The 22295-nt window shown below is 62.6% G+C and carries 19 protein-coding genes; 7 read left to right on the top strand and 12 right to left on the bottom strand.

Annotation, left to right across the window (positions count from 1 at the left end; genetic code table 11):
• The first annotated feature begins 90 nt into the window (after nucleotides 1-90).
• The 3 genes from BM317_RS18175 to BM317_RS18165 all read left to right on the top strand — a co-directional run bounded on the left by BM317_RS18175 (nucleotide 91) and on the right by BM317_RS18165 (nucleotide 3819).
• Nucleotides 91-2019, top strand: coding sequence for a RecQ family ATP-dependent DNA helicase (locus BM317_RS18175; protein ID WP_092475518.1), 1929 nt, complete (start codon nucleotides 91-93; stop codon nucleotides 2017-2019).
• 107 nt (nucleotides 2020-2126) lie between these two features.
• A complete protein-coding gene (locus BM317_RS18170; RefSeq protein WP_092169190.1) occupies nucleotides 2127-3353 on the top strand; it encodes a 3-hydroxyacyl-CoA dehydrogenase in 1227 nt (408 codons plus the stop codon).
• A 46-nt stretch (nucleotides 3354-3399) separates the two neighbouring features.
• On the top strand, nucleotides 3400-3819 hold the full coding sequence (locus BM317_RS18165) for an acyl-CoA thioesterase (protein WP_092475515.1): 420 nt from the start codon (nucleotides 3400-3402) through the stop codon (nucleotides 3817-3819).
• A gap of 78 nt (nucleotides 3820-3897) precedes the next feature.
• Here the strand turns inward: BM317_RS18165 and BM317_RS18160 are convergent, their stop codons facing one another.
• From BM317_RS18160 to BM317_RS18145, 4 genes are all read right to left on the bottom strand, one after another.
• On the bottom strand, nucleotides 3898-4377 hold the full coding sequence (locus tag BM317_RS18160; protein WP_072409178.1) for a glycine zipper domain-containing protein: 480 nt from the start codon (nucleotides 4375-4377) through the stop codon (nucleotides 3898-3900).
• 280 nt (nucleotides 4378-4657) lie between these two features.
• A complete protein-coding gene (locus BM317_RS18155; RefSeq protein WP_092169184.1) occupies nucleotides 4658-7006 on the bottom strand; it encodes an FdhF/YdeP family oxidoreductase in 2349 nt (782 codons plus the stop codon).
• On the bottom strand, nucleotides 7003-7842 hold the full coding sequence (gene fdhD / locus BM317_RS18150; RefSeq protein WP_092169181.1) for a formate dehydrogenase accessory sulfurtransferase FdhD: 840 nt from the start codon (nucleotides 7840-7842) through the stop codon (nucleotides 7003-7005). The genes BM317_RS18155 and fdhD overlap by 4 nt, the downstream gene beginning before the upstream one ends.
• 93 nt (nucleotides 7843-7935) lie before the next feature.
• Nucleotides 7936-8823 (bottom strand): LysR family transcriptional regulator, encoded by an 888-nt coding sequence (locus BM317_RS18145; protein WP_060739659.1) that lies wholly within the window; start codon nucleotides 8821-8823, stop codon nucleotides 7936-7938.
• 133 nt (nucleotides 8824-8956) lie between these two features.
• Here BM317_RS18145 and lysM point away from each other — a divergent pair, with 133 nt between their 5' ends.
• Nucleotides 8957-9397: a peptidoglycan-binding protein LysM gene (gene lysM, locus BM317_RS18140; RefSeq protein WP_060739658.1), complete on the top strand. Its 441-nt coding sequence runs from the start codon at nucleotides 8957-8959 to the stop codon at nucleotides 9395-9397.
• Nucleotides 9398-9502: 105 nt separating this feature from the next.
• On the opposite strand, the gene yrfG is transcribed toward lysM, so the two are convergent.
• Nucleotides 9503-10165: a GMP/IMP nucleotidase gene (gene yrfG / locus BM317_RS18135; RefSeq protein WP_092169175.1), complete on the bottom strand. Its 663-nt coding sequence runs from the start codon at nucleotides 10163-10165 to the stop codon at nucleotides 9503-9505.
• A gap of 88 nt (nucleotides 10166-10253) precedes the next feature.
• Here yrfG and nudE point away from each other — a divergent pair, with 88 nt between their 5' ends.
• Nucleotides 10254-10820 (top strand): ADP compounds hydrolase NudE, encoded by a 567-nt coding sequence (gene nudE / locus BM317_RS18130; RefSeq protein ID WP_060739656.1) that lies wholly within the window; start codon nucleotides 10254-10256, stop codon nucleotides 10818-10820.
• The gene (gene cysQ, locus BM317_RS18125; protein WP_092169172.1) at nucleotides 10817-11644 is read left to right on the top strand and encodes a 3'(2'),5'-bisphosphate nucleotidase CysQ; all 828 of its coding nucleotides are present in this window, start codon (nucleotides 10817-10819) and stop codon (nucleotides 11642-11644) included. The genes nudE and cysQ overlap by 4 nt, the downstream gene beginning before the upstream one ends.
• A 150-nt stretch (nucleotides 11645-11794) precedes the next feature.
• Here cysQ and BM317_RS18120 read toward each other — a convergent pair whose 3' ends face one another.
• The 7 genes from BM317_RS18120 to rfbB all read right to left on the bottom strand — a co-directional run bounded on the left by BM317_RS18120 (nucleotide 11795) and on the right by rfbB (nucleotide 18930).
• Entirely contained in the window at nucleotides 11795-12250 is a 456-nt protein-coding gene (locus BM317_RS18120) for a YiiD C-terminal domain-containing protein (RefSeq protein ID WP_092475511.1), read from the bottom strand.
• Between the two features lie 37 nt (nucleotides 12251-12287).
• Entirely contained in the window at nucleotides 12288-13679 is a 1392-nt protein-coding gene (locus BM317_RS18115) for a sigma-54-dependent transcriptional regulator (RefSeq protein WP_092169166.1), read from the bottom strand.
• Nucleotides 13676-15484, bottom strand: coding sequence for a sensor histidine kinase (locus tag BM317_RS18110; RefSeq protein ID WP_092169409.1), 1809 nt, complete (start codon nucleotides 15482-15484; stop codon nucleotides 13676-13678). Before BM317_RS18110 ends, BM317_RS18115 begins: the two co-directional genes overlap by 4 nt.
• Nucleotides 15485-15552: 68 nt before the next feature.
• Entirely contained in the window at nucleotides 15553-16437 is an 885-nt protein-coding gene (gene rfbD / locus BM317_RS18105) for a dTDP-4-dehydrorhamnose reductase (RefSeq protein WP_092169163.1), read from the bottom strand.
• A complete protein-coding gene (rfbC, locus tag BM317_RS18100) occupies nucleotides 16434-16979 on the bottom strand; it encodes a dTDP-4-dehydrorhamnose 3,5-epimerase (protein ID WP_092169160.1) in 546 nt (181 codons plus the stop codon). Before rfbC ends, rfbD begins: the two co-directional genes overlap by 4 nt.
• On the bottom strand, nucleotides 16976-17851 hold the full coding sequence (gene rfbA, locus BM317_RS18095; protein WP_092475507.1) for a glucose-1-phosphate thymidylyltransferase RfbA: 876 nt from the start codon (nucleotides 17849-17851) through the stop codon (nucleotides 16976-16978). The genes rfbC and rfbA overlap by 4 nt, the downstream gene beginning before the upstream one ends.
• Nucleotides 17848-18930, bottom strand: a complete 1083-nt coding sequence (rfbB, locus tag BM317_RS18090; RefSeq protein WP_092169157.1) for a dTDP-glucose 4,6-dehydratase — start codon at nucleotides 18928-18930, stop codon at nucleotides 17848-17850. Before rfbB ends, rfbA begins: the two co-directional genes overlap by 4 nt.
• 208 nt (nucleotides 18931-19138) lie before the next feature.
• On the opposite strand from rfbB, the gene BM317_RS18085 reads away from it, so the two are divergent.
• On the top strand, nucleotides 19139-22051 hold the full coding sequence (locus BM317_RS18085) for an aminotransferase (RefSeq protein ID WP_092475504.1): 2913 nt from the start codon (nucleotides 19139-19141) through the stop codon (nucleotides 22049-22051).
• The last annotated feature ends 244 nt before the right edge of the window (nucleotides 22052-22295 follow it).

Raw genomic sequence — 22295 nt, 5'->3', positions numbered from 1 at the left:
CGGTATCGTTTTTACCCCCGACCTTTTCTCGACGCGCTGCGTTGTCCCGCTAGGCTTTGGGCATCGCAGCAGTCAAAGGAGCGACCGCGCATGCACAGCACCCTGGAACAGGTTTTCGGTTATCCGCAGTTTCGCCCCGGTCAGGAGGCGGCCATCGGCGCCGTACTGGCCGGTCGGTCGGCGGCGGCCATCTTCCCCACTGGCTCGGGCAAGTCCCTGTGTTATCAATTGCCGGCCCTGCTCTTGCCGCACCTGACCCTGGTGGTTTCGCCACTGCTGGCATTGATGCAGGACCAGTTGGTGTTCCTCAAGCGCCACGGCATCGCGGCGGCCAGTATCGATTCGGCCCAGAGCCGTGACGAAGCCAACGACGCCATGGCGCGGGCCCGTTCGGGCGAGTTGAAGATCCTGATGATTTCCGCGGAGCGCCTGAAGAACGAGCGCTTTCGCAATTTCCTGCAGCAGGTGCCGATTTCGTTGCTGGTGGTGGACGAGGCCCACTGTATTTCGGAGTGGGGGCATAACTTCCGACCTGACTACCTCAAGCTTCCCGATTACCAGCACCAGTTCAATATTCCCCAGGTATTGCTGCTGACGGCCACCGCCACACCCAAGGTCATCGCCGACATGCAGGCGAAATTCGCCATTGCCGCCGCCGATGTGGTGACGACCGGTTTCTACCGACCGAACCTCAATCTGTTGGTCGAGCCCGTGCCGGGTGCCGACAAGCGCGCACGGCTGGTGCAGTGGTTGGGCACGCGCGCCGGGCAGCCGAGTATCGTCTATGTCACCTTGCAGCGAACCGCCGAGCAGATCGCCGAGCACCTGAGCCAGCAGGGTATCGAGGCCGAGGCCTATCACGCCGGTTTGCCCCATGAGCAACGGGAAGCCATCCAGCGGCGATTCATGGGCGGGCAATCCAATTGCATTGTCGCCACCATCGCTTTCGGCATGGGCATCGACAAGAGCGATATCCGCAACGTGGTGCATTTCGACCTGCCCAAGTCCATCGAGAACTACAGCCAGGAAATCGGCCGGGCCGGGCGCGACGGGCAGCCATCGGATTGCCTGGTGCTGGCCAACCGCGACAGCCTCAACGTGCTGGAGAACTTTGTGTACGGCGATACGCCGGAGCTCACAGGCATTCGTTGCGTGCTCGACGAACTGAAGGCCGCTGCCCCCGATGGGCAATGGGAGTTCTTGCTGGGCCCGCTGGCGGACCAGAGCAACATCCGCCAACTGCCGCTCAAGACGTTGTTGGTCCAGTTGGAGCTGCGCCGGCTGATCGCGCCACGCTATGCCTATTTCGCGGAGTATCGCTTCAAGTTCCTGACCGAGCCCCAGGAGCTGCTGGAGCGCTTCGAAGGTGAGCGCAGGGACTTCGTCGCGGCCATCATCCAGACCTCCAGGCGCGCCCGGAGCTGGGCCACGGTGGATTTCGACGGGATGTACCAGCAGTACCACGCTGAGCGTAATCGGGTGGTCAAGGCGCTGGATTATTTCCAGGAAAAGGGCTGGATCGAGTTGGAAAGCAAGCAGATGACGGAGGTGTACAGCGTGCTGGAAGCGGACCTGGATGTGCAGGCCTTGAGTGCCGAGCTGCATGCCTATTTCACCCGGCACGAACACGGTGAGATCGCACGGATCCACGCCATGCTCGAATTGTTCGCCACCGACCGTTGCCTGGGTCATCGCTTGGCGCAGTATTTCGGCGACGACAGTGCACCCCACCCGTGTGGTCATTGTTCGGTGTGCCATGGGCAGATCGCTCGCCTGCCGGAGCCGCCTGCGCTGCCGGCGCTTGTGGATAAAAGCTTCGAGGCGCTGTGTGGCGATTTTATCCACAAGCATGAGCAGCACAGCGGCAGCGTGCCGTCTGCCGAGCGCCTCACCCGCTTCCTGTGCGGGATCAGCGTGCCGCTGTTCACCCGATTGAAGGCGCGGAAGATCCCTGGGTATGCCGCACTGGAAGCATATCCATACGCCGAAGTTCGCCAGTGGACCCAGGCGCACCTGTGAGCTGCATCCATCCGCTGAATGCCCTTCATCACACGAATAAATTTCAAAAACATTCGGCGGCTGACTAAGGTGAAGGCTGTCTTCGGATCGCCAACAAGAGAGCCAGCATGAGCCAGACACCTTTCGATATTCAGCGCGCCGCGGTGGTCGGTGCAGGCACCATGGGGCGAGGCATCGTGATGTGCCTGGCCAACGCCGGCGTGGCGGTGCAGTGGGTCGACAACAATCCGCAGATGCTCGAGCAGGCACTGGTTGCCGTGGCCGAGACCTATGCCCATGGTGTGCGCCAGGGCCGTATCGACCAGGATGAGGCCGATGCGCGGATCGCCCGGGTGACACGAGCGGATGATTACGCGGCGATCCGTGAGGTGGACCTGGTGATCGAAGCGGTCTACGAAAACCTGGAGCTCAAGCAGACCATCTTTCGCGAGCTGGACGGTCTGCTCAAGCCCTCGGCCATCCTGGCGAGCAACACGTCGGCGCTGGACATCGATGCCATCGCCGCCGTCACCCTTAGGCCAACCCAGGTCCTGGGCCTGCATTTCTTCAGTCCGGCGCACATCATGAAGCTGCTGGAGATCGTTCGCGGCGCACAAACCTCCAAAGCAGTGCTGGATGCGGCCCTGGTGCTGGGCCAGCGCATGGGCAAGGTCAGCGTGATATCGGGCAACTGCCATGGCTTCATCGGCAACCGGATGCTTCATCCGTATGTGCTGGAAGCGCGCAAGATGTTGCTGGAGGGGGCGTTCCCCCATCAGGTGGATGCGGCGTTGCAAGGCTTCGGTTTCGCCATGGGACCGTTTCGCATGTACGACGTCGTTGGCATCGACCTGGAGTGGCGCGCCCGTGAGCTGGCGGGCAAGGGCCAGGATGCGCCCGAGGTGCAAGTGGACAATCGTCTGTGCGAGCTGGGACGGTTCGGCCAGAAAAGCGGCAATGGGTATTATCACTACGAGCCGGGCAGTCGACAGGCCGAGCATGATGTCGAGGTCGATGCGTTGGTGTTGCAAGTCAGTGAGGCGCTGGGGTTCCAGCGTCGCGAGATCGGGCCGGAGGAAATCCTCGAGCGTTGCTTGCTGGCGCTGGTCAACGAGGGGGCGAAGATCCTGCAGGAAGGCATTGCCGAGTCGGCCCACGCTATCGACCTGGTCTACCTCAACGGCTACGGCTTCCCTGCGGACAAGGGCGGGCCGATGGCCTGGGCTGACGGGCAGGGGCTGGAAGCCATCCACGCACGCCTGCTGGAACTCGAAACGAAGCAGGGCGACCAGTGGAAGCCCGCGCGTGTGATTGGCGATCTGGCGGCGCAAGGCAAGGGATTCGCGCAGGCCTGAGCCCCGTGCCACGTCAAGACCATTGAACAACCGTAAAGGACAGCTGATGCCCCAACGCAACGAATACCCACACTTGCAGCCCATCACCACGCGCTGGCACGACAACGATGTGTACGGTCACGTCAACAACGTCACCTACTACAGCTTTTTCGATACCGCTGTGAATACCTACCTGATCGAAGTCGGCGGCCTGGATATCCATGATGGAGACGTGGTGGGATTCGTGGTGAGTTCGGCCTGCGACTACTTCGCCTCGATCGCCTTTCCAGACCGGATTGAAATCGGCCTGCGGGTTGGCAAGTTGGGCAGCAGTTCGGTGCAGTATGAGCTGGCGGTGTTCAAGGCGGGCGAGGAGGAGGCTTGTGCGGCGGGGCGTTTTGTTCACGTATTCGTGGATCGGGCGTCGAATCGGCCGGTAGCAATTGCGGATCGGTTACGTGGGGCGTTGGAGCGGTTGGTGGTCTGAAACAAAAAATCGCAGCCTCCTGCCAGCGCTGGGCGCTGTCGGAGGCTGCGATCTTCAACGGCTAGTATCGATCAGCCGTTAGTCGCGGTAGTGGCGATGATGTTTTTTGCGGTGCCCGTAGGCATGGCCGCGACCTGGGTGGCCGTCACGGTAGTAGCGACGATCACCACGGCGATCGTCATAACGACGGTCATCGTCATCGTCCTTGCCCATGTAGTTACCCAGGGCGCCACCCGCGCCACCACCCGCCGCCGCACCGATCAGGCTGCCGGTGCTGCCACCGACGCTACGGCCGACCACGTTACCGCCGGCCGCGCCCAGCGCGCCGCCGATCGCCGCTTCGCCACGGCTGTGTTTATCTGCTCCGACCGCACTACCGCCCGCACCGCCCAGCGCCGCGCCGATAGTGGAACCGGTGTTGCCGCCCAGGGACTGGCCGACGACCGAACCCAAAACCCCGCCCAATGCGCCGCCCACACCTGCTTCGGCAGTACCACCGGCGCAAGCGATGCCACTGGCCAGGCTAAGGGACAACAAGAGAATGGAGGAGAACTTCATAGAGGAGCCTCAAAGGGATGACGGCGCGATCCTGAGGCTCGCTTCGCTTGCTTACAATCGAAATCCGACGAGTAGCACGACTTGTGCACAATTCTCTAAGTTATTGTTTTACGGTCGGAACTTAACGCGAATTGACCGGTCTTTAGCTACTTCGGACAGGCCGTTTTCTAGGGAAAACGGCCTTTTTTGTGGGCGCTCGAAAAGTACGCTCATGGGAGCAAAACGGTGTGGGAGCAAAGCTTGCTCCCACACAATCCAATTGCCTCGCCAAAGAACTGTGTCAGGCCGACTTGGCCAGGATCAATCCATTTTCGCTCGCCGCTTCCAAGCGGATCGCGACGAATTTCGAGGTCGGCGTGTGGCTGCCATCGCCCGTGCTTTCCAGGGGCACCAGCGGGTTCACTTCTGGGTAGTAAGCAGCGGCCTGCCCGGCCGGAATGTCGAACGCCAGCAAGGTAAAGCCCTTGACCCGACGCTCGCGACCATCTTCCCAGAGTGAGACAATGTCGGCTTTCTGACCCGGCTTGAAGCCCAGGCGAATGATGTCCGCTTCGTTGACAAACAACACATCACGCTGGCCCTTGACGCCGCGATAGCGGTCATCGAGGCCATAGATGGTGGTGTTGTACTGATCGTGGGACCGCATGGACTGCATGATCAGGTCGGGCAACTGGCCGGTGGCGCGGGTGCGTTCATGCACCAGGTCGCTCGGCAACAGGTTGGGCTTGAAGTTGGCGCGGCCCGACGGGGTGTTCCAGCGACGCGCACCAGCGCTGTTGCCCAGATAGAATCCGCCAGGGTTTTTCAGCTTTTCGTTGAAGTCCTTGAAGCCGGGTATGGTATCGGCGATCAGGTCGCGGATGCGGCTGTAGTCGGCCACCAGCCAATTCCAGTCCACCGGACGGCTACCCAGCGTGGCGGCGGCAATGCCGGCGATGATCCACGGTTCGGAGCGCATCTGGTTCGACAGCGGCTGCAACTGGCCGAATGAGGCATGCACCATGCTGAAGGAATCTTCCACGGTCACCGCTTGTGCGCCTTCGGTTTGCAGGTCGATGTCGGTGCGGCCCAGGCACGGCAGGATCAGCGCGTCCTTGCCGTGAGCCAGGTGGCTGCGGTTGAGCTTGGTGCTGATCTGTACCGTCAGGTCGCAATTGGCCAAGGCCTGGAAGGTCCGATGGCTGTCCGGCGTGGCTTGGGCGAAGTTGCCGCCCAAGGCGATGAACACCTTCGCCTGGCCGTCGGCCATGGCGTGGATCGCCTCGACCACGTTGTGGCCATTTTCCCGCGGTACCTTGAATTGGAAGCGCCGCTCCAGGGCGTCGAGGAATGCCGCCGGTGGACGTTCGTTGATGCCCATGGTCCGGTCGCCCTGCACGTTGCTGTGGCCGCGAACCGGGCACAGGCCTGCGCCTGGCCGGCCAATGTTGCCGCGCAGCATCATCACGTTGGCGATTTCCTGGATGGTCGCCACCGAGTGACGGTGCTGGGTGATGCCCATCGCCCAGCACATGACCACGTTCTCGCTTTTGGCGTACATGCGCGCCGCCTGCTCGATTTCGACCAGGGTCAAGCCCGATTGCTCGACGATCTGTTCCCACGGCGTATCGTCGACCGCCGCCAGGTAATCCAGCACGTTGGTGCTGTGTTCATTGATGAATGCATGGTCGAAGACCGACGCCGCGCCACTGTTCTGCGCCTCACGCTCCCATTGCAGCAGGAACTTGGCCATGCCGCGCAAGATCGCCATGTCGCCGCCCAGGGCCGGGCGGAAATACGCGGTGTTGGTCGGCTTATTGCCGTTAGTGAGCATTTCGATCGGGCTCTGCGGGTGCTGGAAGCGCTCCAGGCCACGCTCTTTGAGCGGGTTGATGCAGATCACTTGGGCACCGCGTTTCACCGCCTCGCGCAGTGGCTCGAGCATCCGCGGGTGATTGGTGCCAGGGTTCTGTCCCCAGACGAAAATCGCGTCGGCGTGCTCGAAGTCGTCGAACGTCACCGTACCCTTGCCCACGCCTACGCTCTGGGACAGGGCTACGCCGCTGGCTTCGTGGCACATGTTCGAGCAGTCGGGGAAGTTGTTGGTGCCGTAGGCGCGCACGAACAGCTGATACAGGTAGGCCGCTTCGTTGCTGGCCCGGCCCGACGTATAGAATTCGGCCTGGTTGGGGCTGGACAGCCCTTGCAGGTGCTTGCCGATCAGGGCGAACGCCGCTTCCCAACTGATGGGCTTGTAGCGGTCGGTTTCGGCGTCGTAGCGCATCGGCTCGGTCAGGCGACCCTGGTATTCGAGCCAGTAGTCGCTCTGCTCCAGCAGTGAAGTCACGCTGTGCTTGGCGAAAAAAGCACCGTCGACGCGGCGCTTGGTGGCTTCCCAGTTCACGGCCTTGGCGCCGTTCTCGCAGAACTTGACCATACCGCTTTCGGGAGAGTCGCCCCAGGCGCAGCCAGGGCAGTCAAAACCGCCATTCTGGTTGGTCTTGAGCATCATGCGGATGTTTTTCAGCGCGTTGTCGCTGGTCAACCAGGCCTGAGCGACACTGATCAGCGCACCCCAACCACCGGCCGGGCCCTTGTAGGGCTTGTAGCGCGGTACGGGTTTCTGGTCGGCTTGTTGATGATTGCTCACGCTTGTTTCTCCATCGCAGGGCTGTAGACCCGCGGCGCACTTTTTTGCGGCAGGTGGATGAGGTTGAGGTTGTGTTGGCGGGCCCACTGCACGGCGAGGCCCGTGGGCGACGACAGGCTGACCAGGGTCTGGATGCCGGCGCGCAGTACTTTCTGGATCAGTTCGAGGCTGCAACGGCTGGTGACGATCGCCACGCCACCGGCCACCGGAACCTGTTGCCGGATCAACGCGCCGATCAGCTTGTCGAGGGCGTTGTGCCGGCCAATGTCTTCGCGGCCCAGCAGCAATTCACCCTGGGCGTTCATGAACAACGCCGCATGTACGGCGCCGCAATGTCGGCCCAGGGGCTGGAACTGGCTGATACGGTCACGCAGGCCATCGAGCCATTGCGCCGCGGGCAGGGGGGCGCCGGGCAGCACCTTGAGGTTTGGCAAGGCCTGTTCCACCGCTTCCACGCCGCACAATCCGCAGCCACTGGTGCCCGCCAACTGCCGGCGTTGCTGCTTGAGGTTCCAGAAGGCGCGGTTGGCGATGGTCACCTGGGCATAGTGCGCAGCACCCGTGCCGCTCAGTTGCAGGTCATAGATGTCCGATGAATCTTCGATGATGCCGCTGCCGAGGCTGAAACCGACGATGAAGTCTTCCAGGTCGGTGGGGGTGACCAGCATGACTGCCTGGCTGATGCCGTTATAGGCAATCGCCAGCGCCACTTCCTCGGCCAGCGCGGTGCTGTCCGATTGAGAGTGGTCCAGATTGCAGTAGCGATAGCTCTGGCTGGCGACCGGCGTGGATGTTTCCATCGCTGGCGCTGGACTGACCGGAGGCTTGTCGTTCATGGGCATCACTGAAAGTAGGAATAGTGTTAAGACTAAATGCGGCAATCTGCCACGTCTAATCGCTATTACTGATCTTCCAATAGATGACGTCGATCAAGAAGTCGTCGCTGATTTCTGGTAGAGGGCAAAACAGGCCTCTGCCAACGCCGAGCGGGGGGCACCGCGCCGCATGATCAGGCCCAGCGGGACTAGCGTCTGGGCGTTTTCAATGGGTTGGATGCGCAAGTCCTCGGTCAGGACGTCCAGGCCGCTGTCCAGGGGCATCACCGCGCAACACAGCCCGCCGTGCACAGCTTGTAACAATTGGTGCACCGCGTCGGTTTGCAACAGCGGTTGGGGCGTCAGGCCCCGGCTGTGGAAGTTGTGGTCGATGGACTGGCGAAAATGCATGCCGCTGGTGAGCATGCCCAGGGGCAGTTCGATCAGGGCTTCCCAACTCAGCGGTTGTTCACCGAAAAAGAAATAACGCTGGTCGTAAAGCAGGCCCATGCGGGTGGGGCTGAAGGGCAGGGCCTCGAAACGTTCGTTGTCCAGGCGTTCCAGGTAGGAAACGCCCAGGTCGATGCGGTTGTTCGCCAACTGTTCGAGGATGCGTTCGGAGCTCAGGGACGACAATTCGAAACGCAGGCTGGGGTGCTCGGTGTGCAAGCGCTGCATCATCGCCAGCGGGTCGAAGTCCGACAACGGCACCACGCCCAGGCGCAGCGTACCCACCAGGTTGCCCCGACAGGCCGCCGCTTCGGCCTGCAGCCCGTCATAGGCCGCCAGCACCGTGCGCGCCCAGGCCAGCACCCGTTCCCCCGGCGCGGTGAAACCTTCAAAGCGCTGGCCGCGGTTGACCAGCGGCAGGTCGAGTTCTTCTTCAAGGCTGCGCAGGCGCATCGACAGCGTCGGCTGGGTGATATGGCAGCGTGCGGCGGCCTGGCCGAAGTGACGGGTTTCGTCCAGCGCGATGAGAAATTTCAGCTGCTTGATGTCCATCTTCGCTCCAGGGCGCGGGAAGATCCGGATTCTAGCGCTTGCGCGTGGCGGGGTCATTGGTCGGCTGGGAACCGGGTTCGTCTCGCCTGGTCTAGTCTTTGCGTCTGGACACTTAAATCAGGGAGCGCGTGCCATGAGTATTTTTAGCTTTGTGAAGGAAGCCGGTGAAAAGCTGATCGACCTGCTGACCCCCGGCAATGCCAATGCCAGCGAGCAACTGAAAGAGCATATTGAAAAGGTCGGCCTGGGCAATCCGAACGTTCAGGCCACCGTCGAAGGCGACAAAGTCATCGTGACCGGTGAAGTCGGGAGCCAGGAAGAGAAGGAAAAGATCCTGTTGGCGGTGGGCAATATCGCTGGCGTTGGCAGTGTCGACGACCAGATCACCGTGACGGGCCCGGTGGCCAAGGCGGCGCGTTTCGTGACGGTGAAGAAGGGCGACACCCTCAGCGCCATCTCCAAGGCCGAATACGGCGACGCGAACAAGTACAACAAGATCTTCGAGGCCAACAAGCCGATGTTGTCGCATCCGGACAAGATCTACCCGGGGCAGGTGCTGCGTATTCCTGAGTAGCCTTACCTGTGGCGAGGGGATTTATCCCCGCTGGGCTGCGTAGCAGCCCCAAAAAACAGGGTCGCTTCGCGCCCAGCGGGGATAAATCCCCTCGCCACAACAGCCTCAAAGCCCGGCAATCAAGTCCCTATAATCCCCCAACGCGTCAAACTCCCCCGTGTCCTTTGGCCCTTTGCGGCTGTCCGGCTCGCTCACGGCCAGCAGGTGCGCCACGCCGAAGTCCCGGGCGCTGCGCAGCACTGGCAGGGTGTCGTCGATGAACAGGCTGCGGGCCGGGTCGAAATTCAGGTCGGCTTGCAGCGCGTCCCAGAATTGCGGATTTTCCTTGGGGAAACCGTAGTCGTGGGAACTGATCAAACGCTCGAAGTAGGGGGCCAGTTCGATGCGTTCCAGCTTCAAGGACAACGAATCGCGGTGGGCATTGGTGATCATCACCACGCGTTTGCCGGCCCGTTGGATTGCCCCCAGGAACGTATCGGCGTCCGGGCGCAAGGCGATCAGGTGGGCGGTTTCCAACTTCAGTTCGCGCACCGGCAACTTCAGTTCAGTGCTCCAGAAATCCAGGCAATACCACTGCAATTGGCCGGCGTTGCGCTCGAACAGGGGTTGCAGTTCCATCTCGGCCATCGCCCGGCTCACGCCATGCAGTTCGGCGTAGCGCTGGGGCAGGTGTTCGAGCCAGAAATGGTTGTCGTAATGCAGGTCCAGCAGGGTGCCGTCCATGTCCAGTAGGACCGTATCGATCTCATGCCAGGGCAGCAAGGCCATAAAACTTCTCCAGCGGTAATCGGATATCCGACACAAACAATCAGAATAGGCCGGGTATAGTAGCCCGCTATCGCCCAGGGAGCCGTTTATGCGCCAGAAACCCACCATACTCGATCGCCGGATCGTCGCTACCAGCCGCCTGTTCTGTGTGGAAGAACTGAAATTGCGGTTTTCCAACGGTGTGGAGCGTACCTATGAACGACTGGCGAGTAACGGTGCGGGCTACGGCGCGGTGATGATCGTGGCGATGCTCGACGCCGACCACGCGGTGCTGGTGGAAGAGTATTGCGGTGGCACCGATGCCTACGAACTGTCCCTGCCCAAGGGCTTGATCGAGCCAGGGGAAGATGTGCTGGCGGCGGCCGAGCGGGAGCTCAAGGAAGAAGCCGGCTTCGGCGCGCGACAGTTGGAACACCTGACCGAGTTATCGCTGTCCCCTGGCTACATGAGCCAGAAGATCCAGGTGGTGCTGGCTACCGATCTGTATGAGGAAAGGCTGGAGGGCGACGAACCCGAGCCGATGGGTGTGGACAAGGTCAACCTGCGTGAGCTCTCGGCCCTGGCGCAGAACCCGCAATTCACCGAGGGCCGGGCCTTGGCGGCGCTGTACCTGGCCCGTGACCTGCTGGCCCAGCGTGGAGCGTTCCTGTCATGACTTTCCCTCATCCGTTGATGGCTCCGGTAGTCGAACTGGCGCTCCGGGCCGGTGAAGCGATCCTGCCGTTCTGGCGCGCCAACGTACAGGTCAACCACAAGGCCGACGAGTCGCCGGTGACTGCCGCGGACATGGCGGCTCATGATGTGATCGTGGCCGGGTTGACGGCGCTGGCCCCGGATATTCCGATTCTCTCCGAAGAGGATGCCGATATCGCCCAAAGCGTACGTGCCGGCTGGCAACGCTGGTGGCTGGTGGACCCGTTGGACGGCACCAAGGAGTTCATCTCCGGCAGCGAGGAGTTCACCGTCAATATCGCCTTGGTGGAACAGGGCCGCGTGGTGTTCGGTGTGGTGTCGATGCCGACCAATGGACGCTTTTACGTCGGCGGCGCCGGGTTGGGTGCCTGGCGTGGCGACAAGGGCGGTGTGCCTTTGCCTATCGCGGTTCGTGATGCATTGGCGCCGGGCGAAACGTTCACCGTGGTCGCCAGTCGCCGGCATACCAGCCCGGCGCAGGAACGCTTGCTGGAGGGCTTGAGCGAGAGCCTGGGCGAGCTGCAACTGACCAGTATTGGCAGTTCGTTGAAGTTTTGCCTGGTGGCCGAAGGCGCGGCGGATTGTTATCCCCGGCTGGCGCCGACCTCCCAGTGGGACACCGCCGCCGCCCAGGGTGTGCTGGAAGGCGCGGGTGGCGAGGTGTTGGACTTGAGCGGTGAAACGTTCTGCTATCCACCGCGGGAGTCGCTGTTGAATACGTCATTCCTGGCGTTGCCGGCCAAAGCGCCGTGGCGGGGCAAGTTACTGGAACTGGCCAGCTCTTAAGCCGCCTCCGATCCTCTGTGGCGAGGGGATTTATCTGTGGCGAGGGGATTTATCCCCGTTGGGCTGCGCAGCAGCCCCAAAAAACAGGGCCGCTTCGCGCCCCAACGGGGATAAATCCCCTCGCCACAGGTTTTGCGGTGTTTTCCAAAGTCAGCGGTGCAACACGTACTGCCCCTCAAACTGCACTGCCACGTCCTCGCTCCCGCTGTTCAACACTTGCGTCTGCAACGCCAGCCGCGCCCGGCCATAGCGCCGATACGTGGCCAGGAAGCGTTTCCACAGCTTTTCCTCGGGCGCATCGCAGACGACAGTCGCATCGCGGGTCACTGGCAGTGGATAGCTGATCTGCCCTTCCTGAATCACGATATGTCCGTCTTCGATGCCTTCCTCACGCAGGGCCAGGTGCAGCCAGCCCCAGCCACCCAGTACGGCGCCGCAATACAGGCTGCCGCCGAACATGGTGCTCTTGTGGTTGACGTTGGCCGCCAGCGGCAAGAACAGGCGCAGTTGCCGAGCCTGCCAATCGAGCACCTTGAGGCCCATGTCCCGGGTCAAGGGGATGTCGTGGTGCAGGATCGATTCCAGGTAACGGCTGTCGCGGTTCATTGCGGGGCCTCTTGCTTGACGGGGAAATGACGATTATTCAATCGGACTCATCGGCCGAACCCTGGCTGCTGTCGCCGAAGGTCAGGCCATGCTTGCGCAACTTGTCGTGCAGGGTCTTGCGGGGAATGCCCAGGGCTTCGGCCAGGCTGCGCACCGAGCTGTGGGGGCGCGCCAGTTCGGCGGCGATCAGGGTTTTCTCGAAATTTTCCACCTGCTCGCTCAAGCCGCCACTGACCAGTTCCACCGGTGCGCCGGGGCTGCCGTCTGGCGCGCTGTTGTCCAGGGCCAGTTCCAGTCCCAGGGCAAAACGTTCGGCGGCGTTCTGCAGTTCACGGACGTTGCCCGGCCAGCTATGGCGCAGCAGCAACGCCCGTTGCGCCGGCTGCAATTCGTGGGGCGGCAGGCCATGGCGAGTACTGGCTTCGTTGGCGAAATGCTGGAACAGCATAAGCGCATCCTCGCCCCGTTCGCGCAACGGCGGTATGCGCAGCGGCGCGACGTTCAGGCGGTAATACAGGTCGGCGCGGAAACGCCCCTGATCGGCGGCCTGGCGCAGGTCTTCCTTGGTCGCGGCGATAACGCGGATATCCAGCGGGATCTGTTGATTGCCCCCCAGTCGCTCCACCATGCGCTCTTGCAGCAGGCGCAGCAGCTTGACCTGGACATCCAGGCTCATGCTTTCGATTTCATCCAGAAACAGCGTGCCACCATTGGCGAACTCGAATTTGCCGATACGGCGTTTCTGCGCGCCGGTAAAAGCACCGGGCTCGTGGCCGAACAGCTCGCTTTCCACCACCGACTCGGCCAGGGCTCCGGCGTTGATCGCCACGAAGGGGCCATTGCGTCGGCTTGAGAGGTCGTGCAAGGCACGGGCAACCACCTCCTTGCCTGCGCCGGTTTCACCGAGGATCAACACGTCGGCGCGGGTGGCGGCCAGTGCCCCGATCTGCTCGCGCAAGCGCAGCATCGGAGTCGATTGGCCGACCAGGCGGGCGCTGAGTTCGTGGCGATCGCTCAGGGCCAGGCGCAGGCTGCGGTTGTCCAGCACCAGGCGGCGCAAGGCCAGGGCGCGGCGTACGCTGTCGAGCAGATGATCGCTGGCAAAAGGTTTTTCCAGGAAGTCGTAGGCCCCGGCGCGCATCGCTTGCACCGCCAGCGGCACGTCGCCGTGGCCGGTGATCAGCAGCACCGGCAGTTCCGGGTCCTGGGCGTGGAGTTCGCCCAGCAGTTCGAGGCCATCCATGCCCGGCATGCGAATATCACTGACCACCACCCCCGGCCAGTCACGGGGCAGTTGCCCGGCCACGCCCTTGGCTTCGGCCAGGGGCAGGATCTTCAGGCCGGCCAGGTCGAGGGTCTGGCTCAAGGCCTGACGTAGATGGGGATCGTCATCGATCAGCACCACCTCAATCCGGTTGTCGATGGTCATACACTTCGGTCCTCGGACGGTTGCAGGCTCACCCCGGGCGCGCCGGCGCGCAGCTTCAGGGTGATCAGGGCGCCGCCTTCCTTGTGGTTGGCGAACGACAGTTCGCCGCCGAAGGCGCGCATCAGGGTGTCGCAGATCGCCAGCCCCAGGCCAAGGCCTTGGGTGCGCGTCTTGGTGGTGTAGAAGGGCTCACCGGCGCGGCCCAGGGCTTCCATGCAAAACCCCGGGCCGTTATCGCGGATGTACAGGTTGACGCCGGTGTCGGTGGCCTGGGCGCTGAGCCAGAGTCTGCGTGGCGGGCCTTTCTCGGTGAGCGCATCGAGGGCGTTGGCCAACAGGTTGCCGAGTACCTGGCGCAGGCGGGTTTCGCCGGCCTCGACCCACAGCGTGGCGGCCGGCAAGTCGCGGATCAGTTCCACTTCCATGCTGCGCCGGCGTTTGGCGAGCAGCGCCAGGGCGTCGTCCAGCGCCGGTTGCAGGGCGACGCTTTCCGGGGCATGGCGATCGCGGCGGGCAAAGGCGCGCAAGTGGGCAATGATCGAGGCCATGCGCCCGGTCAGTTCGCTGATCAGCTTGAGGTTGCCCCGGGCATCCTCGGTGCGTTGGTGGTCGAGCAATATCTCGGCGTTTTCCGCGTAGCTGCGAATCGCCGCCAGCGGCTGGTTGAGTTCGTGGCTGATGCTCGCCGACATGGTGCCCAGGGCCGACAGCTTGCCGGCTTGCACCAGGTCATCCTGGGCACGGACCAACTCCTGCTGGGCCTGCTCGCGCTCCAGCACCTCCTGGCGCAGTCGCCGGTTCAGGCCTTCCAGGTCGCTGGTCCGTTCGGCCACCCGCCCCTCCAGCTCGTGACGGGCCTTGGCTTCGAAGGCGATCCGATCCAGATAATGGCGCCGGCGCTGCATCATCAACCCGAGCAACAGCATCAAGACCAGCAAAGCCGCGCCGCCGATGGCGACCACAGTGCGCACCGGACGGTCGATCAGCGTGCGCGGGGCGAGAATGCTCACGCTCCAGCCGGTTTCTTCGATGGATTGTGTCTGGGTCAGCCAGGCGTTGGCATCCAGGTTCAGCGGCTTGGGGTCGCGGGTCGGATAAGGCTGTACCGCGCTGATGGCCTTGCGCTCGTCGTCACCCAACGGCCGGGTCGCGCGAAATCGCCATTCCTGGCGCGACGTGAGGATGACCACGCCATTGTGGTCAGTCACCAGCAACTGTTCCGGGGTCTTGCCCCACAGGCTTTCGGTGTGGTCGAGGTCGACCTTGACCACCAGCACGCCGATGACTTTCTCGCGGTCGCGCACGGCGGCGGCGAAGAAGTAACCACGCTTGGCCGACGTGGTACCCAAGCCGAAGAAGCGCCCCAGGCGCCCGGCCATGGCTTCGATGAAGTACGGACGGAAGGCGAAGTTGCGTCCGACGAAACTGTCGTGCTTGTCCCAGTTCGACGCCGCCAGGGTCTTGCCGGTGGGGTCCATCAGGTACATGACTTCCGCGCCGGTCTGGGCGCTGATGTTTTTCAACAGCCGGTTGGCATTGCCTTGGGTCACACCGTCGTCCGGGGCCGACAAGGCGGCGCGCAAGGCCGGCAGGTCGCCGAGAATCTGTGGCAGCACCTCATAGCGGTGCAGCGTGCCCAACAGGTTGGCGACGTAAAGGTCCAGGGTCTGGCGGTTCTGTCCAGCCAGTTCACTGCGGTAATAACGTTCGGCCAGATGCTCCAACGGCCACAGCAACGGCGCCAGGCACAGCGCGAGCAAGGCCAGGCTGCGCCAACGGGGTCTGCGGGGAAGGGTGGAATTCATGAGCATCGGGCGCCTGTGGTGACAGGCGTATTATGCCTAGTTGCCTCGCAAATACTATTTGTAAGGCCTTACCAGGCTTGTCCGGCAAGACACTGCTGCAACGCGTCTCGCCAGTCGGGTTGGCTCACCGCCCATTCCTTGAGCAGGCGGTCGCAGTCCAGGCGCGAGTTCAGCGGTCGAGGGGCCGGCGTCGGGTAAGCGCTGGACGCAATGGGCTCCAGCAGTGCACACGGCTTGTGTCGCTCAAGCAGGTTTTCGCCGATGGCCTGGGCGAAACCGAACCAGGAGGTCTCGCCCCGGGCCGTCAGGTGATAGGTGCCCCAGGCTCCGGGTTGACCGGCCTGCCAGCGTTCGATCAGTTGGGCGGTGCTGTCGGCAATGGTGCCCGCCCAGGTCGGTGCGCCAATCTGATCGGCCACCACCCGCAGCTGCGGTTTTTCCTGCAACAGGCGTTGCATGGTCAGCAGGAAATTGCGGCCCTCGGTGGAGTACACCCAACTGGTACGCAGGATCAGGTGCTGGCCGCCTGCCTGGCCGATGGCATGTTCGCCGGCCAATTTGCTGCGCCCGTAGACACTCAGCGGGTTGGGCGTGTCGTCCTCGGTGTAGGGGACGGGCTTGAGGCCATCGAAGACGTAGTCGGTGGAGTAGTGAATCAACGGGACGCCCAGGTCGAGCGCTGCCTGGGCCAGGATGCCCGGTGCCGTGGCATTGATGGCAAATGCCCGTTCCGGTTCGCTCTCGGCCTGGTCGACGGCCGTGTGGGCGGCGGCATTGATGATCAGGCCGGGGTTCAGGGCTTCGATGGGCGCGCGCAGGGCGTCCGGTTGCGCCAGATCGAGCTGGTCGCTGCCGCGTACGAGCAACTCGCCCATGCCGCTCAGGCGCGACTGGAGTGCCCGGGAAACCTGGCCGTTGCGGCCGACGATCAGGATGCGCAGGGGGGTATTCATGGGAACAGGTCTGCCTCGTGCAAGGCCTTGCCGTTCTGGTCCTTGGCCGAGAGGATCGGCGCACCTTCCAGCTCCCAATCGATGGCCAGTTGCGGGTCGTCCCAGCGAATGCAGCGCTCGGCCGAGGGGGCGTAGTAATCGGTGGTCTTGTAGAGGAAGTCTGCCGATTCGCTCAGCACGACGAAGCCGTGGGCAAACCCTGGTGGCACCCACAGTTGTCGATGGTTCTGCGCCGTCAGGCGAACGCTGACCCATTGGCCGAAGGTCGGCGAGCTGCGGCGAATGTCCACCGCGATATCCAGCACCTCCCCGGCAGTGACGCGCACGAGTTTCCCCTGGGCCTGTTCGATCTGATAGTGCAGGCCCCGCAACACGCCCCGGGTGGAGCGTGAGTGGTTGTCCTGGACGAACGGCAGGGTGCAGCCGGTCGCCTCGGCAAACGCCCGGGCATTGAAGCTTTCGTAGAAAAAACCCCGATCGTCACCGAAGACTTTCGGTTCGATGATCAGGACGTCTGGCAAGCGGGTGGCGATGACGTTCAACGTGTTTCTCCGGCAATCTTGAACAGGTACTGGCCGTAGCCGGTCTTGCCAAAATACTGGGCGCGCTCAAGGATGTGTTCGCGGCTGACCCAACCTTGCTGGTAGGCAATTTCTTCCAGGCACGCCACTTTCAAGCCTTGGCGATGTTCGATGGTCTGCACGTACTGCGAGGCTTCCAGCAGGCTGTCGTGGGTGCCGGTGTCCAGCCAGGCGAAACCGCGGCCGAAGCGCTCGACGTGCAGGTCGCCGCGTTGCAGGTAGGCGTTGTTGACGTCGGTGATTTCCAGTTCGCCGCGTTTGGAGGGCTTGATGCTCTTGGCGATCTCGATCACGTCGTTGTCGTAGAAGTACAGGCCGGTCACCGCGTAGCTGGATTTAGGCGCGGTGGGTTTTTCTTCGATGGACATCGCCCGCCCTTCCGAGTCGAAGTCGATCACGCCAAATCGCTCGGGGTCCTTGACCCAGTAGCCGAACACCGTCGCGCCACTTGGCCGGTTGATAGCCGTCTGCAATTGCTCGCCGAAATACTGACCGTGGAAAATGTTGTCGCCCAGGATCAGGCACACCGAGTCGCTGCCAATGAACTGTTCGCCGATCAGGAACGCCTGGGCCAAGCCATCGGGCGATGGCTGCTCGGCATAGCTGAAGTGCACGCCAAACTGCTGGCCGTCGCCCAACAGGTTGCGGTATTGCGGCAGATCCTGGGGGGTGGAAATGATCAGAATGTCCTTGATGCCCGCGAGCATCAGCACCGAGATCGGGTAATAAATCATCGGTTTGTCATAAATCGGCAAGAGCTGCTTGGAAACCCCGAGGGTAATCGGGTGCAGGCGGGTGCCGGAACCGCCGGCCAGGACAATGCCTTTCATCATGCAATTGCATCCTTGTTGTCGAGCGAGCCCAGGCGCTCGCCTTGATAGCTGCCGTCCTGGACACGTTGGCACCACAGCAGGTTCTCGAGGTACCACTGCACGGTCTTGCGCAACCCGGTCTCGAAGGTTTCCCGAGGTGTCCAGCCCAGTTCTCGTTCGATCTTGCTGGCGTCGATGGCGTAGCGCAGATCGTGGCCGGGGCGATCCTGGACGAAGCTGATCAGGTCGGCATAGTGCTCGACGCCTTCGGGTTTGCGTGGCGCCAGCTCTTCGAGCAGCGCGCAGATGCTGCGCACCACGTCGATGTTTTTCTGCTCGTTGTGCCCGCCAATGTTGTATGTCTCGCCGACCGCGCCCTGGGTGACGACCTTGAGCAGCGCCCGGGCATGGTCTTCGACGAACAGCCAGTCGCGCACTTGCTGGCCATTACCGTAGACCGGCAGCGGTTTACCGGCCAACGCATTGAGAATCACCAGGGGGATCAACTTCTCGGGGAAGTGAAACGGCCCGTAGTTGTTCGAGCAGTTGGTCAACAGCACGGGCAAGCCGTAGGTGCGTTGCCAGGCGCGGACCAGGTGGTCGGACGCCGCCTTGCTCGCCGAATACGGTGAGCTTGGGGCATAGGCGGTGGTTTCGGTGAACAGGTCATCCACGCCGTGCAAGTCGCCATACACTTCGTCGGTGGAGATGTGGTGGAAGCGAAACGCGCGTTTCTGCGGCTCGGCCAGGGCCTGCCAATAAGCGCGGGTGGCTTCCAGCAGGCTGTAGGTGCCGACGATGTTGGTCTGGATGAAGTCTGCCGGGCCATCGATGGAGCGGTCTACATGGGACTCGGCCGCCAGGTGCATGATGGCTTCAGGCTTGAATTGCGCGAGCACCGCACTGACGGTCGCTTGATCGACAATGTCGGCCTGGACGAATTCGTAGCGGCTGTCGTGATCGATGCTGCTCAGCGATTCGAGATTGCCGGCGTACGTCAGCTTGTCGAGGTTCAGGACCTGGTGCTCGGTATCGAGAATCAAGTGCCGTATGAGCGCCGAGCCGATGAAGCCAGCACCGCCTGTGATGAGAATGCGCATCCGGTTAAGCCTTTTTCCGTGGGACGACAAAGCATAGGAGCATAGCTTGTCGACATGGCGGGAGTGGCGCAAGCGAATATCCCCCGGACACATCCTCCCCACACGGCGTCTCAGGAGGGCTGTGCATATTTTTGAACAGAGGGGTTGCTTATCCTCAGACTCAGTGGCGAGATAGGCATCCGAACAAAACCACCTCAGGGGTCCTTGTATGCCATTCGCTACGTTGGTTCACCGTGCCAGTTTGCCAAGCCCACAGATCAGCGCCGAGCAAGCGCTGGTGCTGTTGCGCTTGAATTACGGACTCAGCGGCGACCTGCGACCCCTTGGCAGCAACCAGGACCTCAACTACCGCGTCGACAGCGAACGCGGGCGCTTTGTGTTGAAAATTTGCCACGGCGACTACGCTGTCCCGGAAATACAGGCCCAACACGCAGCCCTCAAGCAGTTGGCCGGACACGACACGGTGAAAGTCCCGCGGGTGATTTGCGCCAGCAACGGGCTGGACCTGTTGACGTTGGACGTCGACGGCCAAGCGATTCACATGCGCCTGCTGGAGTACATCGACGGCCAGTCCCTTACGCAACTCAAGCACCTGCCCCCCGAGCTTGTAACGGGCCTGGGCCGCCTGTGCGCGGAAATGGACCTGGCCCTGGCGACATTCGACCACCCGGGCCTGGAGCGCACCCTGCAATGGGATGCGCGCCATGCCCCGGCCCTGGTCGAGTACCTGTTGCCTGTCATCGCGGATGAACAGCGGCGCCATCTGGTCGCCGAGGTCGCGCAACAGGCCGAGCGGCGCTTACAACCGCTCAAGGCGAGCTTGCCGGTGCAGGCGATCCACATGGACATCACCGATGACAACGTGGTCTGGCAGCGCGACGCCCAGCGCCAGTGGCAATTGCAGGGCGTCATCGATTTCGGCGACCTGGTCCGTACCTGGCGCATCACTGACTTGTCGGTGACGTGCGCGGCCCTGCTGCATCACGCCGATGGCGATCCGTTCTTCATCTTGCCGGCGATCAAGGCCTACCACGCGGTCAATCCCTTGCAACATCAGGAGCTGTTGGCGCTGTGGCCACTGATCGTGGCGCGCGCCGCGGTGCTGGTGCTCAGCGGTGAACAGCAGGTTTCCATCGACCCGGACAACCAATACAGCCGCGACAACCTGGCCCATGAGTGGGAGATTTTCCGAGTGGCTCACTCGGTGCCCTTCGAACTGATGGAAGCGGCGATACTCACCGCCGTCGGCCACAGCCTGCCGGCCATTGCCAGCGAGGGCTTTGCGCCGCTGTTGCCGACCCTGGTGGGGCGTGAGTTCGCCCTGATCGACCTGGGTGTGTTGAGCCCGCATTTCGAGGCCGGCAATTGGGAGCAGCCCGGGATCGACCAGCGTCTGCTGGACGAAGCCGCCGGGCTTCACGGCCTGGCCGCCAGCCGCTACGGGCAGTACCGTTTGTCTCGCACCCGGCCGGACAGCGCCGTGGAACCCGATACTTATCCATTGCACGTGGCGTTGAGTGTGCCCCAGGGCACGCCGCTCGAATCGCCGTTCGCCGGGGTCGTGCACAAGGCCGCCGACGGTATGTTGCAACTGGACAGCGCGCAGTTGAGCGTGCGCTTGTGGGGCGTGACGTCGCCGTTGCATTCCGGGGCGGCGCTGGTCAAGGGGCAGGTGCTGGGTGAAGTGACAGGGCCGTTGCAGGTCCAGTTGTGCCGGGGCGCCCAGGTGAATCCGCCGCTGTTCTGCACGCCCTCCAGGGCCCCGGCCTGGCAGGCGCTTTGCCCTTCGCCGGCGGTGCTGTTGGGGCTGGCGTGCGATGCCGAGCCGGAGGTCGATCCCGAGGCACTGCTGGCCCGCCGTGATGCGAGCTTCGCCCGTTCGCAGAAACACTATTACGTCGATCCGCCGCGCATCGAGCGTGGCTGGCGCAACCACCTGATCGATATGCAGGGCCGCTCGTATCTGGACATGCTCAACAACGTCGCCGTGCTGGGCCACGGCCATCCACGCATGGCGGCGGTGGCTGCCCGGCAATGGTCGCTGCTCAACACCAACTCACGTTTCCACTACGCGGCGATCGCCGAATTCTCCGAGCGTCTGCTGGCGCTGTCGCCGTCCAACATGGACCGGGTGTTCCTGGTCAACAGCGGCACCGAGGCCAATGACCTGGCGATCCGCCTGGCCTGGGCCTACAGCGGCGGACGGGACATGCTCAGTGTGCTGGAGGCCTATCACGGCTGGTCGGTGGCCGCCGATGCAGTGTCGACGTCCATCGCCGATAACCCCCAGGCCCTGAGCAGCCGCCCGGACTGGGTGCACCCGGTGACCGCCCCGAACACCTACCGTGGCGAGTTCCGTGGTCCCGGCAGTGCGCCGGACTACGTGCGCAGCGTCGAGCACAACCTGGCGAAAATTGCCGAGAGCAAGCGTCAGCTCGCCGGTTTCATCTGTGAGCCGGTTTACGGCAACGCCGGTGGGATCGCACTGCCGCCCGGTTACCTGAAGCAGGTCTACGCGATGGTGCGTGAGCGCGGTGGGGTCTGTATCGCCGACGAGGTGCAGGTCGGTTACGGACGCATGGGCGAGTTTTTCTGGGGCTTCGAAGAGCAAGGCGTGGTGCCGGACATCATTACCATGGCCAAGGGCATGGGCAACGGCCAGCCGCTGGGTGCGGTCATCACCCGCCGGGAGATCGCCGAGGCACTGGAAGCCGAGGGGTACTTCTTCTCCTCGGCCGGTGGCAGCCCGGTCAGTTGCCAGATCGGCATGGCGGTGCTGGATGTCATGGAAGAAGACGATCTCTGGGAAAACGCACGGGTGGTTGGCGGGCACTTCAAGGCTCGACTGGAGGCCTTGATCGACCAGTATCCATTGGTCGGTGCGGTGCATGGTTCCGGGTTCTACCTGGGCGTGGAACTGATCCGTGATCGCGAGACCCTGGAACCGGCCACTGAAGAAACCATGGTGCTGTGCAATCGTCTGCGGGAGTTAGGGATCTTCATGCAACCGACTGGCGATTATCTGAACATCCTCAAGATCAAACCGCCGATGGTGACCACGCGTCAGAGTGTGGATTTCTTTGTCGATATGCTGGCGAAGGTATTGGACGAGGGGCTGTAATCGATCTGGAACGTCAAGCTGTTCCCCTGTGGGAGCGAGCTTGCTCGCGATGACGGTGTCCAAGCCAGCATTAATGTGGCTGAACGACCGCTATCGCGAGCAAGCTCGCTCCCACAGGGGCTGGCGTTACTTTTTAAATCGATTTTTGTCGGTGTTTCCCGCTATTTTTTGTTGGGTTTTAATTTTTGTGACTTTATTGGTCGATATTTATCGTTTATAAAGTTGCCACTGCCCATCGCCCAGG

This window comes from Pseudomonas sp. NFACC24-1 (assembly GCF_900115235.1).
GTDB lineage: Bacteria > Pseudomonadota > Gammaproteobacteria > Pseudomonadales > Pseudomonadaceae > Aquipseudomonas > Aquipseudomonas fluorescens_AA.
Note: the sequence above shows the minus strand (reverse complement) of the source record. Positions and strands in the feature narration are given on the sequence as shown.

Coding starts and splice junctions, on each gene's coding strand:
- BM317_RS18175 (WP_092475518.1), top strand. CDS start 91: ATGCACAGCACCCTGGAACAGGTTTTCGGTTATCCGCAGTTTCGCCCC.
- BM317_RS18170 (WP_092169190.1), top strand. CDS start 2,127: ATGAGCCAGACACCTTTCGATATTCAGCGCGCCGCGGTGGTCGGTGCA.
- BM317_RS18165 (WP_092475515.1), top strand. CDS start 3,400: ATGCCCCAACGCAACGAATACCCACACTTGCAGCCCATCACCACGCGC.
- BM317_RS18160 (WP_072409178.1), bottom strand. CDS start 4,377: ATGAAGTTCTCCTCCATTCTCTTGTTGTCCCTTAGCCTGGCCAGTGGC.
- fdhD (WP_092169181.1), bottom strand. CDS start 7,842: ATGAACGACAAGCCTCCGGTCAGTCCAGCGCCAGCGATGGAAACATCC.
- BM317_RS18145 (WP_060739659.1), bottom strand. CDS start 8,823: ATGGACATCAAGCAGCTGAAATTTCTCATCGCGCTGGACGAAACCCGT.
- lysM (WP_060739658.1), top strand. CDS start 8,957: ATGAGTATTTTTAGCTTTGTGAAGGAAGCCGGTGAAAAGCTGATCGAC.
- yrfG (WP_092169175.1), bottom strand. CDS start 10,165: ATGGCCTTGCTGCCCTGGCATGAGATCGATACGGTCCTACTGGACATG.
- nudE (WP_060739656.1), top strand. CDS start 10,254: ATGCGCCAGAAACCCACCATACTCGATCGCCGGATCGTCGCTACCAGC.
- cysQ (WP_092169172.1), top strand. CDS start 10,817: ATGACTTTCCCTCATCCGTTGATGGCTCCGGTAGTCGAACTGGCGCTC.
- BM317_RS18120 (WP_092475511.1), bottom strand. CDS start 12,250: ATGAACCGCGACAGCCGTTACCTGGAATCGATCCTGCACCACGACATC.
- BM317_RS18115 (WP_092169166.1), bottom strand. CDS start 13,679: ATGACCATCGACAACCGGATTGAGGTGGTGCTGATCGATGACGATCCC.
- BM317_RS18110 (WP_092169409.1), bottom strand. CDS start 15,484: ATGAATTCCACCCTTCCCCGCAGACCCCGTTGGCGCAGCCTGGCCTTG.
- rfbD (WP_092169163.1), bottom strand. CDS start 16,437: ATGAATACCCCCCTGCGCATCCTGATCGTCGGCCGCAACGGCCAGGTT.
- rfbA (WP_092475507.1), bottom strand. CDS start 17,851: ATGATGAAAGGCATTGTCCTGGCCGGCGGTTCCGGCACCCGCCTGCAC.
- rfbB (WP_092169157.1), bottom strand. CDS start 18,930: ATGCGCATTCTCATCACAGGCGGTGCTGGCTTCATCGGCTCGGCGCTC.
- BM317_RS18085 (WP_092475504.1), top strand. CDS start 19,139: ATGCCATTCGCTACGTTGGTTCACCGTGCCAGTTTGCCAAGCCCACAG.